The sequence below is a fragment of the Phycicoccus avicenniae genome (genome assembly GCF_018139485.1).
Classification (GTDB): Bacteria; Actinomycetota; Actinomycetes; order Actinomycetales; family Dermatophilaceae; genus Phycicoccus; species Phycicoccus avicenniae.
This window is the reverse complement of the sequence record NZ_JAGSNF010000024.1, coordinates 23,452-38,119: the sequence shown is the minus strand read 5'-3', so window position 1 is coordinate 38,119 and position 14,668 is coordinate 23,452. Positions and strand designations below refer to the sequence as shown.

General features: G+C 73.9%; 14 protein-coding genes. 1 reads left to right on the top strand and 13 read right to left on the bottom strand.

Annotated features, from left to right (window positions below; all coding sequences use genetic code 11):
• Nucleotides 1-46 precede the first annotated feature (46 nt).
• Nucleotides 47-1,279 (top strand): ROK family protein, encoded by a 1,233-nt coding sequence (locus tag KC207_RS16110; protein ID WP_211604349.1) that lies wholly within the window; start codon nt 47-49, stop codon nt 1,277-1,279.
• A 7-nt stretch (nt 1,280-1,286) separates the two neighbouring features.
• Here the strand turns inward: KC207_RS16110 and KC207_RS16105 are convergent, their stop codons facing one another.
• The 13 genes from KC207_RS16105 to KC207_RS16045 are packed head-to-tail and all read right to left on the bottom strand — an operon-like array spanning nt 1,287 to nt 14,622.
• Nucleotides 1,287-2,786, bottom strand: a complete 1,500-nt coding sequence (locus tag KC207_RS16105) for a flavin-containing monooxygenase (protein WP_211604348.1) — start codon at nt 2,784-2,786, stop codon at nt 1,287-1,289.
• Nucleotides 2,787-2,827: 41 nt separating this feature from the next.
• The gene (locus KC207_RS16100; protein ID WP_211604347.1) at nt 2,828-3,949 is read right to left on the bottom strand and encodes a thiolase family protein; all 1,122 of its coding nucleotides are present in this window, start codon (nt 3,947-3,949) and stop codon (nt 2,828-2,830) included.
• Complete coding sequence (locus KC207_RS16095; RefSeq protein ID WP_211604346.1) at nt 3,949-4,368, bottom strand: MaoC family dehydratase; 420 nt, start codon at nt 4,366-4,368, stop codon at nt 3,949-3,951. The genes KC207_RS16100 and KC207_RS16095 overlap by 1 nt, the downstream gene beginning before the upstream one ends.
• Nucleotides 4,365-4,793, bottom strand: a complete 429-nt coding sequence (locus KC207_RS16090) for a Zn-ribbon domain-containing OB-fold protein (RefSeq protein WP_211604345.1) — start codon at nt 4,791-4,793, stop codon at nt 4,365-4,367. Before KC207_RS16090 ends, KC207_RS16095 begins: the two co-directional genes overlap by 4 nt.
• Nucleotides 4,790-5,950, bottom strand: coding sequence for a thiolase family protein (locus KC207_RS16085; RefSeq protein WP_211604344.1), 1,161 nt, complete (start codon nt 5,948-5,950; stop codon nt 4,790-4,792). The genes KC207_RS16090 and KC207_RS16085 overlap by 4 nt, the downstream gene beginning before the upstream one ends.
• Nucleotides 5,947-7,917 carry an AMP-binding protein gene (locus tag KC207_RS16080; protein ID WP_211604343.1) on the bottom strand — a complete coding sequence of 657 codons (1,971 nt, stop codon included), beginning with the start codon at nt 7,915-7,917 and terminating at the stop codon, nt 5,947-5,949. Before KC207_RS16080 ends, KC207_RS16085 begins: the two co-directional genes overlap by 4 nt.
• A complete protein-coding gene (locus tag KC207_RS16075) occupies nt 7,914-9,143 on the bottom strand; it encodes a Tm-1-like ATP-binding domain-containing protein (RefSeq protein ID WP_211604342.1) in 1,230 nt (409 codons plus the stop codon). Before KC207_RS16075 ends, KC207_RS16080 begins: the two co-directional genes overlap by 4 nt.
• Nucleotides 9,140-9,982 carry a phosphoenolpyruvate hydrolase family protein gene (locus tag KC207_RS16070; RefSeq protein ID WP_211604341.1) on the bottom strand — a complete coding sequence of 281 codons (843 nt, stop codon included), beginning with the start codon at nt 9,980-9,982 and terminating at the stop codon, nt 9,140-9,142. The genes KC207_RS16075 and KC207_RS16070 overlap by 4 nt, the downstream gene beginning before the upstream one ends.
• Before the next feature lie 25 nt (nt 9,983-10,007).
• Nucleotides 10,008-11,174 carry a Gfo/Idh/MocA family protein gene (locus tag KC207_RS16065; RefSeq protein WP_211604340.1) on the bottom strand — a complete coding sequence of 389 codons (1,167 nt, stop codon included), beginning with the start codon at nt 11,172-11,174 and terminating at the stop codon, nt 10,008-10,010.
• Nucleotides 11,171-11,479, bottom strand: a complete 309-nt coding sequence (locus tag KC207_RS16060) for an EthD family reductase (RefSeq protein WP_249138810.1) — start codon at nt 11,477-11,479, stop codon at nt 11,171-11,173. The genes KC207_RS16065 and KC207_RS16060 overlap by 4 nt, the downstream gene beginning before the upstream one ends.
• A gap of 40 nt (nt 11,480-11,519) precedes the next feature.
• A complete protein-coding gene (locus tag KC207_RS16055; protein WP_211604338.1) occupies nt 11,520-12,347 on the bottom strand; it encodes a carbohydrate ABC transporter permease in 828 nt (275 codons plus the stop codon).
• A complete protein-coding gene (locus KC207_RS16050; RefSeq protein WP_211604337.1) occupies nt 12,344-13,285 on the bottom strand; it encodes a carbohydrate ABC transporter permease in 942 nt (313 codons plus the stop codon). The genes KC207_RS16055 and KC207_RS16050 overlap by 4 nt, the downstream gene beginning before the upstream one ends.
• Complete coding sequence (locus KC207_RS16045) at nt 13,285-14,622, bottom strand: sugar ABC transporter substrate-binding protein (protein ID WP_211604336.1); 1,338 nt, start codon at nt 14,620-14,622, stop codon at nt 13,285-13,287. Before KC207_RS16045 ends, KC207_RS16050 begins: the two co-directional genes overlap by 1 nt.
• Nucleotides 14,623-14,668 lie beyond the last annotated feature (46 nt).

The window sequence follows — 14,668 nt, the reverse complement described above, 5'->3', positions numbered from 1 at the left end:
TTGTTCAATGTCAAAACTATTCTGCACCCCACGGTAACGTCAAGGGGTGCCCCCGTCATCCGGCCGTCCGATCGGTCCGACCGCCGTCGACGTCGGCGGCGTGCGCGCGGTCAACCTCGCCCGGGTGCTCGCCGCCGCGCTCGCCGCCCCCACCCCGCCGACGCGCGCGGCGCTCGCGACCGCGACGGGCACGACCCGGGCGACCGCGTCGCGGCTCGTCGACGACCTCGTCGCCGGCGGCCTGCTCGAGGAGTCCGCGCCGGACGCCGGGCTCCCCCGAGGGCCCGGACGCCCGGGCACCCACCTCTCCCCGGGGCGCGGGGTGGCAGCACTCGGGCTCCAGGTCGACGTCGACCGGGTCGCCGCGGTCGTCACCGACCTCACCGGCGCGGTCCGGGCGAGCCACGTCACCGAGGGCGACTTCCGCGGCTCACGCCCGGAGGGCGTCCTCGGCCTCCTCGCCGACGTCGCCGGGCGCGCGATCGCCGAGGTCGACGCGACCGTCGTCGGGGCGCGGCTCGCCCTGCCCGGCATCGTCGACGGCCGCGGCGTGCTGCTGCGGGCCCCCAACCTCGGCTGGTCGGACGTCGCCGTCGCCGCCGTCATGCCCCCCGTCGACGGGCTCCCGGCGCCGGTCGTCGGCAACGAGGCCGACCTCGGTGCCGTCACGGTGTCCTACCCCGCCCCCGGCCGGCCCGGGGAGCACGCCGACTTCGTCTACCTCTCCGGCGCGGCGGGCATCGGCGGCTCGGTCGTCCTCGACGGCGCGCCGCTGCGCGGCCGGCACGGCTGGGCCGGCGAGCTCGGCCACGTGACGGTCGACCCGGACGGCCCGGACTGCGCCTGCGGCAGCACCGGGTGCCTCGAGCAGTACGCCGGGATGCGCGCCCTCGCCGTCGCCGCCGGCCTCGAGCCGACGGCTCGCACGAGCGACATCGCCCGCGCCGCCCGCGACGGCGAGCCCGCCGCCGCGGCCGCCGTCGAGCGCGCGGCCGAGGCCCTCGGCATCGCCCTCTCCGCGGTCGTCAACGTCGTCGACGTCCCGGTCATCGTCCTCGCGGGGCACCTGCGCGAGATCGGGGACCTCGTCCGGCCCACGCTCCTCGAGACGCTGACCCGCCGCGTGCTGTCCGCCCGGTGGGCGCCCCCGGTCGTCGAGGTGGCCCCGCAGCGACCGCTCGCCGCGGCGGTGGGCGCCGCCTACGCCGAGCTCCACGCCCTCGTCGCCGACCCGGGCCGCCGCCTCGGCCGCCGGCGGACAGCGACGCCCGCCGGCTGACCCGCGCTCAGCCCGTGGAGGTCGGCTCGACGGCTCGTCCGTCGAGGGCCTCCCGGGCCGCGGCGCGGTCCTCAGGGGTGCCGTAGCGCCGGAAGTCGCGGAGCACCCGGTCCCGGGCCGCCGGGTCCGCGTCCGGCCCGACGAGCCGGAAGGTGTCGGCGGTCACCGTGGCCAGCGGCAGGACGACGGCGAGCTCGGGGTCGTCGACGTCCTCGGGGTCCACCGCCGCGAGCCGACCGAACCGGATCGCCATCTCGTGCTGCTCGCGGTAGCCCTCGTAGTGACCCTCCTCGACCGAGCGCAGGGCGGCGGTGCGCAGCCGCTCCTCGCTCGCCGCCGGGACCGCCCCCGACCAGGTGTAGGCGATGTAGCGGGCCTGCTGCTCGAGCGGCACGGCGTAGGGACCGAGCTGCGACCACAGGCCGGCGACGGCGAACCCCGGCAGGTCGGCGTGGAAGGTGAAGTCGGCGACCTCCATCGACGTGGGGGTGAGCCGGACCGTCCGCCGGATCCCCTCCGACAGGAACGGCAGGTTGAGGTGGAAGCCCGTCGCCACGACGACCGCGTCCGCGTCGACCGAGGCACCGTCGGTGAACTCCACCCGACCGCCGTCGACACAGCGCACCCACGGGTGCGGGGTGACCCGGTCCTCGGCCACGAGGTTGAGGTAGTGGGGGCTGCCGGTGACGCCCGCCCGCGCGATGTCCTCGTGCGGTGCCGGGGCCCCGTAGCGCACCGGGTCGCCACCGAGCCGGAGCACGCGCTCCGCGGTGATGCGGTGCACCTCCTCGACGGGCAGCTCCTGCTGCGCGAGGGCCCAGGACCGGGAGAAGACGTAGGACTCGATGGGCGTTCCCGCGACCATCTTCGGCATGACGTAGCGCTGGCGCCTCTGGGCCAGGTGCACCTCGGCCCCGATCATCGCGAGGTCGCTGGCGATCTCCAGGGCGGAGATGCTGCCCCCGCACACGACCACCGTCTGGCCGCGGTACCGGTCGGGGTCCTTGTACCGGAACGCGTGGCTGACCCCTCCCGCTCCGCTGAAGGACTCCAGGCCCTCGATCGGCGGGACGTCCGGCAGGTTGTAGCGGCCCGAGGCGACGACCACCCGCGGCGCGACGACGGCGTGCTCGCCCTCGTCGTCACGCCACCGCACCTCGTACCCCTCGTCGCGCCGCTCGACGGCGACCACCCGGCAGCCGAACCGCAGTGAGGGGCCGAGGCCGAACGCCTCGACGTAGCGGCGGAGCATCTCCAGCACCTCGCCGTTGCGGGGGAACATCGCGGTCCCCTCGTCGTAGTCGAGGTCGGAGAACCGGGTGAGGAACTTCGCGGTGTTCGTCCGCATGGCGGGCCAGACGCCGCTGTTCGGGTTGTCCCGGTTCCACTGGCCCCCGAGGTCCTCGTGCGACTCCAGGACCAGCACCTCGAAGCCGCACGCCCGCAGCCAGCGGGCGTTGACGAGCCCGGCCATCCCGGCCCCGACGACGATCACGTCGACGTCCATGTCTCCTCCTCCGTCCGACCCGCCCGACAGCCCCACGGTGGTCACGTCCCCTCGAGGAGGACGGCGCGCCCCTGCCCGCCGCCGCCGCAGATCGTCGCCACCCCGAGGCCGCCCCCCCGGGCGCGCAGCTCGTGCGCGAGGGTGAGCACGAGGCGGAAGCCGCTGGCCCCGAGGGGATGCCCGAGCGCGATCGCCCCACCGTTGACGTTGACCCGGTCGTGCTCGACGCCGAGCGAGCGCTCGGTGGCGACCACGACGCCCGCGAACGCCTCGTTCACCTCCCAGACGTCGACGTCCCCCGGCGTCAGCCCCTCTCGCTCGAGGAGCAGACGAGCCGCCTCCGCCGGGCGCTCGTGGAGGCTCGAGGTGCGACCGGCGACGACGGCGGAGCCGACCACGCGCGCGAGGGGGGTGTGCCCGTCGGCCCGCGACCGTCCGGCGGTGCCGAGCACCCCCACCGCGGCCGCGTCCGACATCTGCGACGCGTTGCCGGCCGTGATCGTGCCGTCCTCACCGAAGACGGGCGCCAGTCCCGCGAGCGCCGTCGCCGAGGTTCCCCTCCGGATCCCCTCGTCGGCCTCGCCGCCGGAGCCGTCGAGAATCTCCTCGCCCAGCCGGCCGGAGTCCGTCGCGGCCGCCGCACGTTCGTGGCTCGCGAGCGCGACCTCGTCCTGCGCCGGCCGGTCGATACCGAGCCGGCGGTTCTCCGCGTCGCTCAGCTCCCCCATCCCGACGTCCTCGAGCGCGCACCACAAGCCGTCACGGACGAGGAGGTCGACCGGGGATCGCTGGGCGCGGCTCATCGACTCGAACCCTCCGACGAGCACCCGGCGGGCCTCCCCCGCCCTCAGCTGGTGGGCGCCGTACGCGACGGCGCTCATGCTCGCGAGGCAGACGTCGTTGAGCGTGATGCCCGGGACGGTCCGCGGCACCCCACCCGCGGTCGCGGCGATGCGCGCGGGGTTCTGACCCGTCCCGCCCTGCACGACCGTGCCGAGCACGACGGAGTCGACCTCGGGGTCCCCGAGCCGGGTCAGGGCCGCACGGACGGCCCGGGCCCCCAGCGCGGTCGCCCCGACGTCCGCCAGCCGGCCACCCATGCGGCCGACCGCCGTGCGCGCCCCGCCGAGGAGCACGACGTCCTCGTCCGTGGCCGCGCGCATCAGACGTCCATCGTGTAGCAGACCGCCGTGCCCTCGAGGACGACCGTGCCGTCGCCCCGCAGGACCCTCGTGAGCAGCGACGTGATCGGCTTGTCGTCGCGGACCGCGGACACCTCGACCTCCCCGGTGATCGTGTCACCGGGGCGCACGGGGGCCTTGAAGGACCAGGCGACCTCGAGGAACACCGTCCCGGGCCCGGGCAGCTCCTCCGCGACGACGGCGTTGAGGATGGCACTCGTCACGCCGCCCTGGACGACGATCTCGCCGAACCGGCTGTTCCGCGCCGCCTCCTCGTCGTAGTGCAGCGGGTTGCGGTCCCCGCTGATCCGGGTGAACAGCCCGATGTCGTCCGGGCCGACCTCGCGGGAGAGCGAGGCGCGGTCGCCCACGGCGGGCATCCTGTCGGTCCATGCGGTCATGACGGCTCCTTCTCGGTGGTGGTGACGGCGACGACGACGTGGGTCTCCCCCCGGGGGCGGGCGAGCAGGCGGACGGGCATCCCCACGGCCAGGGCGTCGAGGTCTCCCTCGTGGGCGGTGACGAGGCGGGGGCCCGCGTCGAGCTCGACGACGAGGACCGCGTACGGGGTGTCTCCCGCCCAGGCGGGGTGCCCCGCACGGTGCACGACCGTCCACGTGTGGACCCGTCCGGTGCCGGCGACCTCCACCCACGTGAGGTCCTCGGACCAGCACTGCGAGCACACGGAGCGGGCGTAGTGCTGGCGCCGGCCGCAGGCGTCGCACTGCTGCACCCGCACGACACCCTCGGCCAGCCCGTCCCAGAACGGCGCGGACTCGGGGTTGGGGGTCGGCCCGGGCTTCGACGGGCGGGCGGGATCGCTCATCCGGCGGCCTCCAGGACGAGCGCGACCTCTTCACCCATCGTCGCCCCGTTCCCGGTGACGAGCGCGAGCCGGGGGTCTGCCATCTGCCGCTCACCGGCGCCGCCGCGCAGCTGGCGGACGGCCTCGACGACGTGGCCCATCCCGCCCGCGAGGTCCGCCTGCCCGCAGGCCAGCTGACCTCCGTGGGGGTTGAGCGAGACCTCGCCCCGGTGCGAGACGTCGTGGTCCGCCAACCAGTCCGCGGCGGTGCCGGGAGCGCACAGCCCGGCGTCCTCGAGCGTCACGAGGACCAGGACCGAGTAGCAGTCGTAGAGCGAGAGCACGTCGAGGTCGCCGGGCCCCACGCCGGCCATGGCGTAGGCGTCCGCGATCGCGGCGCGCAGCGGGGAGCTCGTGAGCGTCGGCGCCTGGCTCACCGCCCGGTGCGTGACACGCTCGCCGGCCCCGCGCAGCAGGACCGGCCAGTGAGGGGACCACCGGGTCGCGGCCGCGGAGGTGACGACGACCGCGGCCGCCCCGGCGCACGGCATGACGATGTCGAGCAGGTGCAGGGGGTCGCTGATCATCGGCGAGGCGAGGACGTCCTCGACCGTGATCTCGCGGCCGTGGAAGATCGCGTCCGGGTTGAGCATCGCGTTGCGGCGCTCGAGCACCGGGACGAGCGCGAGGTCCGCGGGCGACCGGCGGAACTCGTGCAGGTAGCGCTGCGCGATCCACGCGTAGGAGGTGTTCGCCCCGCTCGCCCCGTGGGGCACGTCGTGCTCCCGGATCGGGTTGCGGTTGGTCGCGCGGAGGGGACGGCCGGGGTCCCGGGCGGCCGACAGCACGCACAGGGCGGTCGTGCACATCCCGGCCTGGATCGCAGCGGCCGCGCGCCAGACCATCCCGGGCCCGCTCGCCCCGCCGAGGTCGACGAGCTCGGCGACCCGAGGCGCCAGCCCCAGGTACTCGGCCACGGTCACCCCGACGTGCTGCGGGGTCTCGCCCACCTGGGTGCCGACGAACAGCCCGTCGACGGCGCCCGGCTCGAGACCCGCGTCGCGCACGGCCTCGGCCGCCACCCGACCGATGAGCCCCAGCCCCGTCTCGCCCGGCGACTCCCGACGGGGCGGCAGCTCGGCGACGCCCACGACGGCGGCGACCCCCCGCAGGCTCATCGCGGGCCCCGCACGGCGTCGAGGGCCCCGGGGTTGGCGAGGCTCGGCTGGTCGGCGTCGACGGCACGACCCAGGTACGCGTCGAGGACGAGTCGGCGCAGGATCTTGCCGCTCCGGGTGCGTGGGAGGTCCTCGACGACGTGGACCGCGGACGGCGTGAGGGCACGGCCGAGCCGTGCGCCGACGGCGGTGAGGACCGCCTCACGGACCGGGTCCGGCTCGGTGTCGAGGGCCGTGCGCGCGAAGACGACGAGCGCGCTCCCCTTGACCGGGTCCGGCACGCCGACGGCGGCCGACTCGAGGACGCCGTCCACGGCGTTGGCGACGTTCTCGACCTCGGCGGGCCCGATCCGCTTGCCCGCGATCTTCAGGGTGTCGTCGCTGCGACCGTGGATGAGCCACGGGCCGCCCTCGGTGACCTCCGCCCAGTCCCCGTGCCGCCAGCGTCCGGGCCAGTCGGCCCAGTAGGTCCGCTCGTAGCGCCCCGGCTCGCCCCAGAAGCCCAGCGGCATCCCGGGTGAGGCACACGTCAGGACGAGCTCCCCGGGACCCGACACGACGGGGTTCCCCCCGGTGTCGGCGAGCGCCGCCCCCATCCCGGGGACGGGTCCCGCGAACGCGCACGGTTCGATCGGCTCGGTCACCGTGTTGCTGAGGATGGCGCCCGAGACCTCGGTGCCGCCGGAGTAGTTGACGACCGGGAGCCGCCCTCCGCCGACCCGCTCGAAGAGCCAGGCGTACGCGTCCTCGGTCCACGGCTCACCGCTCGAGGCGAGCACCCGCAGGCTTCCGGGCACCGCCCGGGGCTCGCCGCCGCACGCCGCGAGACCCCGGACGAGGGTCGGCGAGACGCCGAGGACCGTGACCCCGAGCGCGTCGACGGTCTCCCAGAGCCTGGCCGGGTGCGGGTGGTCGGGCGCACCGTCGACGAGCGCGACCGTGGCCCCGGCGAGGAGCCCGCCGAGGAGGGTGATGGGGTGCATGACCCACCCGGGGTCGGTGACCCACCCGACGACGTCGCCGGCGCCGACGTCGAGCAGGAGCGCGGCGTCGCTGCCGGCCTTGACGCAGAACCCGGCCGTCCCGAGGGTGATCCCCTTCGGCCGTCCGGTCGTGCCCGAGGTGAAGGCGACCATGAGGGGGTGGTCGGCCGGGTGGCTCGACGGCCCGGGGTCCGCCCCGTCCCCCAGGGCCCGCAGCTCGGCCCAGGTGACCTCGTGCGGCAGCCGGTCCGGCGGCTCCCGGCCCGGGACCGGGACCGGGACCGTGACGCAGAGGTCGAGCGAGGCGACCTCCGCCAGCACCTCGGCCGTCTGCCCCCGCAGGTCGCGGACCCGACCGCGCCGGACGACCCCGTCGGCGACGACGAGCGCCCGTGCCTCGGCGAGGCGCAGGCGGTCGGCGACGGCGCTCGCCCCGAACCCCGAGAAGACCGGGACGGCGACCGCCCCGACCCAGGCCAGGGCGAGCTGGACGACGGCGACCTCAGGGGTCATGGCGAGCTGGACCCCGACCCGGTCACCCACGGCGACGCCCGCGGTCCGCAGGCCGGCGGCGACCCGGGCGGACTCCGCGAGCAGGGTGGCCCGGTCCATCCGCCCGACGGCACCGTCCTCCCCGGCCCACACGAGGGCCGGACGGCAGCCGCGGCCGTCCTCGGCCCACCGCTGGAGGGTGTTGTCCACGAGCGAGAACCGGCCGCCCGGGTACCACCGCGCCGCCTCCGGCCGGTCGAGCCCGACGACGGTGACGTCGGGCTCGCGGGTCCACCGCAGTCCCATCCACGACGTCACGAGGTCCCAGAAGCGGACCGGGTCCTCGCGTGCCCAGACGTCCAACGCCGCCCGGTCCGGCACGCCCGCACGGCGGCAGAGGTCAGCCAGGCGGCTTCCCGCGACGACGGCGTCGCTCGGGAACCAGGTCGCCGTCCCGGACCCTGCGCGGGCCGGCCGTGCGGCGGCCGTCATCGTCGGTCCCGGACGGCGTCGAGCTCGGCGACGAGCAACGCGGCGAACGCCGGGTCGTCGACGTGGTCGGTGCTCTCGACGACCCGGACGGCCGGGTCGACGTGGGAGAGGAACGCCTCGCGGAAGGCGGCGTCGGCCTCGGGGGACCAGAAGGGCATCCCGGGGGCGTCGAGCTCGGAGAACCCGCCCATCGGCAGGACGACGGTGCTGCTCGACGGCGCGAGGCCGACCCGCTCCGCGACGAGCTCACCGAGCCGGCGGTTCTCCGCGGCGTCGGACCGCATGAGGGTCACGTGCTCGTTGTGGCGGTGCAGCACCCGGCCCGCGAACCGCTCGGGCACCGTCGCGGGGGCGCCGAAGTTCACGGTGTCGAGGGCGCCGGGGACCACGACCTGCGGGACCCCGTGCCGGGCGGCGGCCGTGAGCCGGTCCGGGCCCGCCGAGAGGGTCCCTCCCGCGACGAGGTCGGCGAGCTCGGTCGTCGTGACGTCGAGGACGGCGTCGACACGCCCCTCGGAGACGAGCCGCTCCAGGGTGGCTCCGCCGGTCCCGTTGGCGTGGAAGACGGACACCTCGGCGCCACCCGTTTCCAGGCGCTCCCGAGCCGCCGAGACGCAGCGCGTCGTGATGCCGAACATCGTCATGGCGACGTGACCGCCGACGGGATCCGGTGCGGGCTCTCGCGTCCGATGGGCGTGGGCGAGCGCAGCAGCGGTCGCCGCGGTCCGCCCCAGGACGTCGCGGAGCACGCCGTTCGTCCCCTCGACGTCGACGACGGGGTAGACGAGGACGGCGTCGGTGCCCTGGAGGTACCCGCGGGTGTCCCCGGCGACGATCGTCGAGGTGAGGACCTTGGGCACCCCGAACGGCAGACGCGGCGCGACGGCCCCGAAGACCGTCCCCGCTCCCGAGCCACCGATGGCGACGAAGGCGTCGAGCGACCCGGCACCGTGCAGCCGCTCGACCTCGGCGGCCACGGCGGTCCCCATCGTGTCGAGGGCCGAGGCCCGGCCCGAGGCCCGGACGGCCTCCATGGTCGTGCCCGTCGCCGCGGCGAGCCGCTCGGGCGTGGTCTCGGCGTCCGACGCGTGGTCCGCCACGCCGAAGTCGACCCGGTGGACTGCGCACCCGAGCTCCCGGAGCCGCGCACACAGCAGGTCCAGGGCCTCGCGCTTGGTGTCGAAGGCCCCCGCGACGACGACGGTCGGCGCCGAGGGACCGGTCACGGGGCCGTCCCGAGCTTCTGGTCCTTGAAGGCGGCGACGACCTCACGGATGGGCTCCTCGATCGGGATCCGCTCGATGCTCGAGGCGCCGATGAAGCCGACCGAGCGGGTGTGCTCGAGGACGTACCCCGCGTCGTCGGGGGTCGCGATCGGCCCTCCGTGGCTCACGACCATGACGTCGGGTCGCAGCTGGACGACGGCGTCGGAGATGGCGTTGACGACCTCGACGCACTCGTCGAGCGAGCGCGCGAAGCTGTCCTTGGCGCCGATGGACCCGCCCGTCGTGAGGCCCATGTGGGCGACGACGACGTCGACCCCGGCCTCGACCATGCGGCAGGCCTCGTCCGGCGTGAAGGAGTACGCCATCGTGAAGAGCCCGAGGTCCGAGGCCTGCCGGATCATCTCGACCTCACGGTCGTAGCCGAACCCGGTCTCCTCCAGGCTCTGCCGCCAGCGGCCGTCGATGATGCCGTGGCTCGGGAAGTTGATGACGCCCGCGAAACCGGCCGCTCGCAGGGTCTCGAGGAAGCGGGGCATCACCCGCGTCGGGTCCGTCCCGTTGACCCCCGCGATCACCGGCGTGTCCTGCACGACCGGAAGCACCTCACGCTCCCCCATCTCCAGGACGATCGCGTTGGCGTCCCCGATCGCGAGGAGCCCGGCGTTCGAGCCGTGGCCCCCCATGCGGTACCGGCCGGAGTTGTAGATGAGGATCAGGTCGGCCCCGCCCCGCTCGGCGAACTTGGCGGAGATCCCCGTCCCGGCCCCGGCGCCCACGACGGGCCGGCTCTCCTCGACCTCGGCGCGCAGCCGGGCGAGGACCTCGTCTCTCGAGTACATGCGATACCTCTTCTCTCGATGGCCGTCAGGAGCGACCGGTGGGGAACTGGGGGACCTCGACGCGGGCCCCGCCCGCGAGGGCGGACTCGTGCGCGCAGATGCCGGGCGCGGTCCACGCCGCGGCCGTCGGCGCGTCGATCGCCGTGGGACGGTCCTCGACGATGGCGCTGACGAACTCGTGGACGAGGTGCGGGTGCGACCCGCCGTGCGCCGCCTCGCGGTGGAGGGCGGGGCCACCGTCGGCGGGCACGACCTCGAAGTCGGCGACGAAGCGAGCGAGCTCGCGCGGGAGGTCGGAGACGTCGTCGGGAGGCACGACGAGGTCGGTGCGAGCACGACGACCGCGCAGCCCGGTCTCCGGCTGCACCTCCTCGAGGGGGAGCAGGTCGTGGACGACGAGCGGTCCCTCGTGGTCGGCCGGCCACTCGACCGAGGCGCGGTCGCCGTGGACGTCGTAGCCCTCGATGTACGGCCTCGCGACCTGGAAGAAGGACATCTCGACCTCCCCGAGGACGTCGCTCCCCCGCAGGGTGAACAGGCCCTTCTCCGCGGGGAAGGGGTTGTCGAACCGTCCGCGGCGGTCCTCGGTGAGGGTCCCGGAGCCGTGGGCCACGACGCTCTCGACGGTGGTCCCGGTCAGGGCGAGCAGCGGGGCGAGGGCGTGGGTGGAGTACTTCATCGGCGGGTACCCGCGCCAGTACTCGGGGTATCCGTCGAGGTTCTGGTGGTGGAACCCCCGGTACCCGGTGACCGTGCCGAGCCGCCCCGAGTCGAGCTGGTCGCGGACGTACCGGTACTCGCGCCCGTACACGGTCGTCTCCATCATCATGTACCGCTTGCCGCTGGCCCGCTCGGCCTCGACGACCCGGGTGAGGTCGTCGAGCTCGAGCGCCATGGGGACCGCGCAGGCGCAGTGCTTGCCGGCCTCGAGGACGGCGACGGCGACGTCGGCGTGCAGCGGCACGGGGACCAGGACGTGCACCGCGTCCCACCGGTCGTCCGCCAGCATCTCGGCGACGTCGGTGTAGCGCGCCTCGACCCCGAACCGGTCGGCGACGGTCGTCAGGCGACGCTCGTCGGTGTCGACGACGGCGACCTCACGGACCTGCGGGTGGGCGAGGTAGACCGGCAGGAAGTCCTCACCGAACCCGAGACCGACGACGGCGACGGAGATCCCGGAGGGCTCGCTCATGCGGTGGGCACCTCCTCCTCGGTCCCCTCGAGGAAGGTCACGCCGCCCGTGGCGAAGTTCGGCACGTCGGCGGACGCGGCCCGCCCGGCCTCGGAGGCGAGGACCGCGTCCATCGCCTCCTTGCTCTCGGCCCAGAGGTCGACGACGAGGTGCACGGGGCCGGCGAACCCGCCGTTCTGCGTGTCGGTCCACGTGAGGGTCCACCGGCTGAGCCCGCGCATGCCGCGGGCGATGGGGATGTGGACCTCGCGGTAGTACCGGTCGAACTCGGCCGGGTCGTCCGGCCGGCCGTACAGGATGGTCATGCGGTGCACGAGGGTCCCCTTCCGGGTCGCGTGGTGGTGCTCACTTGACGCTCCCGACGGACAGCCCCTCGACGAGCCGCTTCTTGGCGAGGACGAAGACGGCGAGCAGGGGCAGCGAGGTGAGCAGGGCCAGTCCCATGAGCCGGTTCCAGCTCACGGAGTACAGCGACGTCTGCTGCGCGAGCAGGCCGCTCACCGGCAGGTTGGCCGGGTCGGTCATGAGGGTCGTCGCGTAGATGAACTCGCCCCACGTGATGATGAAGACGATCGCGCCGACGGTCGCGATGCCGTTCGGCAGCAGCGGGACGACGATGTTGCGGAAGGTCCGCAGGCCCGACGCCCCGTCGATCTCCGCCGCCTCGTACAGCTCCTTCGGGATCGCGAGCACGAAGGGGCGCATGAGCATGATCGCGAAGGGCGCCATGAGGGCGACGTCGGCGAGGATCAGCCCGTAGATGCTCCCCACGAGCCCCCAGTCGGCGAGGATCCCGTACAGCGGGATGACGGCCATCGGTTGAGGGACCATCTGGAGCACGAGGAAGATCCCGAGGAACCACGCGCTCGCCCGGCTCCACCGGGAGGTGAGGCGCCGACCGAGCGCGTACGCCGCGGGCACGGCGAGGGCGAGGACGAGCACGGTGACCGAGACGGCGATCTTCGCCGACGTGACGACGGAGCTGCTCGCGGCGTCGACGATGTCGGTGAACGTGCCGAGGGACGGGCTGAACAGGATCGAGTTGGGGCTGGAGCGGACCTCCTGGTCCGACTTGAACGAGGTGAGGACGATCCACAGCAGCGGCAGGAGGTAGGTCAGGCCCAGGGCGACGACGACGACGCGGGTGCCGACGGAGTGGCGGGTGTTCGTCACTGGCCCTCCTCCTTGCGCACCCCGAGGACGTAGGGGATCGCGAGGACGACGACCGCGAGCATCGACAGGCTGGCGATGGCGCCACCGGTCCCGAACGAGTAGGTCGTGAAGGCCTCGCGGTAGGCGAGGAACGGCAAGGTCGTCGTCACCGTCCCGGGTCCGCCGCTCGTCATGACGTAGACGAAGTCGAAGCTGCGGAAGGCGTACAGGACGATGAGGATCACGAGGACCATGAGCGTCGGTCGCAGGAGCGGCAGCACGACCGACACCGCGCGCCGGATCGGTCCGGCCCCGTCGATGGACGCCGCCTCGAGCACCTCGGTGGGGATCGAGAGCAGCCCTCCGCGGATGATGAGGATGGCGAACGGCAGGCTCGCCCACGCGGCGACGCCGCTCACGGCCCACAGGGCGAGCGAGGGGTCGCTGAGCCAGTCGACCCGGCCGATCCCCACGAGCTGGAGCACGGCGTTGATCGCCCCGTCACCGGCGAGGAGGAACTTCCACACGCTGCCGCTGACGAGCGGCGGCAGTGCCCAGACGAAGACCATGAGCGACAGCACGATGCTGCTGAGCCGTCCGCGCCGGGCGAGCGCCTGGGCCGCCACGTAGCCGATCGTGAGGTCGACGACGAGGAGGACGGCGGTGAACACGCCGGTGGCCCGGGTCGCCTCCCAGAAGCCGTCGGAGCCGAGCACCTCGCGGATGTTCTCCGTCCCGCTGAAGGTCCACTCGCCGATGAGGTTGGCCGGTCCGACGTCGCTGAAGGCCATCCGGCCCATCTGGACGAGCGGGTAGACGCAGAGCAGGGCGCAGACGACGGCGGCGGGCACCAGGTAGGGGCCCAGGTGCACCCGGGAACGGCGCCACCGCCCCGGCGCGGGGGACTCGACCGAGCCCTCCGCGCCGGGTCGGACGGTCGTCTCGGGGGGAGCCGTCATCAGCAGGACCCGCCGCCGTCCTCGCGCGCCGCGGTGACGGCCTCGATGGCGGTCCGGGCCGCGTCCGCGGGCTCGGACTGGCCGGAGATGACGGCGCTGTGGGCCTCACCGACGGCGGTCTGCATCGCGGCGGTCTCCTGGTTCAGCGGCCAGGCGCCGGTCTCGCTCGCGGCCTCGACGAAGGGCTGGACGAGCTCGTCGCTCGTGATCGTCTCGTCGTCGGCGAGGTCGGACCGGGTCGGGATCTGGCCGGACGCCTCGAAGTTGATCAGGCTCGCCTCCTGGGACATCCAGGCCTCCTCGACGTACTGCCAGGCGAGGTCCTTGTCCTCGGCGAAGGCGCCGATGCCGATGGCCTCCCCACCGGGGAACACGTGGCTGCCCTCCGGGCCCGCGGGGAACCGGGTGGTGCCGATCGTGAAGTCGGCGCCCCGCGCATCGGCGAGGTTCCAGTTGCCGTTGATGCCGAAGGGGTAGTCGCCGCTCATGAACGCCTGCCACGCGTCGGCCTGGTCCCAGGTCGCGGTCTCCCGCGGGATGACCCCGTCCTGCGACCAGCCCTGCACGGTCTGCAGGTTCGTCGTGAGGTCGGCCTCCGTCATCGTGCAGTAGTCCTTGCCCTGGCCGAGCAGGTGCGGCATGAACATCCACGCGCCCTCGACGGTGGGGGCCCCGGACTCGGCGAGCACACTGCCCTCGTTGTCGGGGGCCAGCTGCTCGAGCGCCGCCTGGAACTCCTCCATCGTCTCGGGGGGCTCGATGCCGGCCTCCTCGAGCATGTCGGCGTTGTAGTAGAGCCCGAGGAGGTTCGTGTAGCTCATGACGTTGTAGACCTTGTCCTCGTAGCTCCAGACCGCGGAGTCGGGGAAGAGGTCCTTGTCGGCGTAGCCGTCCCAGTAGCCGGTGAGGTCGGCGAGCACCCCCGACGAGGCGAGGGTGGGGAAGTCGACGACGACGTTGTCGAGGACGACGTCCGGGCCGTCCTGGGTCGTGGCCGTCGCGAGCAGCTTGCTCGGCAGCTGCTCGAAGGGGATCTGCACGGTCTCGATCGTCACGTCCGGGTGGGACTCGGCCCACAGGGCGTTCTGCTGCTCCAGCGCGTCGTTCTGACCGCCGGCCGTGTAGTAGGTCCAGACCGTGAGGGTCTGCTGGCCGTCGGCGGAACCCGATCCCGTGTCCGACCCGTCGCCGCAGGCCGACAGGACGAGCATGCCGATGGCGGCGGCACCGGCCGCCTGTGCTCTTGGTCGCAACACCGCGCCCACGCTCCTTTGCGTTGAGGTGTCGATCCTATTTAGATCGCTCATCATCGTATTTACGTCGGTGGCGCTCGTCAATGGGGATGAGTAGCATCGTTGCCCGACCGATATGCAGCCGAACGAG

Excerpts from the sequence above, each read along its gene's own strand:
- KC207_RS16105 (WP_211604348.1), bottom strand. The coding sequence starts at position 2,786 with ATGGACGTCGACGTGATCGTCGTCGGGGCCGGGATGGCCGGGCTCGTC.
- KC207_RS16100 (WP_211604347.1), bottom strand. The coding sequence starts at position 3,949 with ATGCGCGCGGCCACGGACGAGGACGTCGTGCTCCTCGGCGGGGCGCGC.
- KC207_RS16095 (WP_211604346.1), bottom strand. The coding sequence starts at position 4,368 with ATGACCGCATGGACCGACAGGATGCCCGCCGTGGGCGACCGCGCCTCG.
- KC207_RS16090 (WP_211604345.1), bottom strand. The coding sequence starts at position 4,793 with ATGAGCGATCCCGCCCGCCCGTCGAAGCCCGGGCCGACCCCCAACCCC.
- KC207_RS16085 (WP_211604344.1), bottom strand. The coding sequence starts at position 5,950 with ATGAGCCTGCGGGGGGTCGCCGCCGTCGTGGGCGTCGCCGAGCTGCCG.
- KC207_RS16080 (WP_211604343.1), bottom strand. The coding sequence starts at position 7,917 with ATGACGGCCGCCGCACGGCCGGCCCGCGCAGGGTCCGGGACGGCGACC.
- KC207_RS16070 (WP_211604341.1), bottom strand. The coding sequence starts at position 9,982 with ATGTACTCGAGAGACGAGGTCCTCGCCCGGCTGCGCGCCGAGGTCGAG.
- KC207_RS16065 (WP_211604340.1), bottom strand. The coding sequence starts at position 11,174 with ATGAGCGAGCCCTCCGGGATCTCCGTCGCCGTCGTCGGTCTCGGGTTC.
- KC207_RS16060 (WP_249138810.1), bottom strand. The coding sequence starts at position 11,479 with ATGACCATCCTGTACGGCCGGCCGGACGACCCGGCCGAGTTCGACCGG.
- KC207_RS16050 (WP_211604337.1), bottom strand. The coding sequence starts at position 13,285 with ATGACGGCTCCCCCCGAGACGACCGTCCGACCCGGCGCGGAGGGCTCG.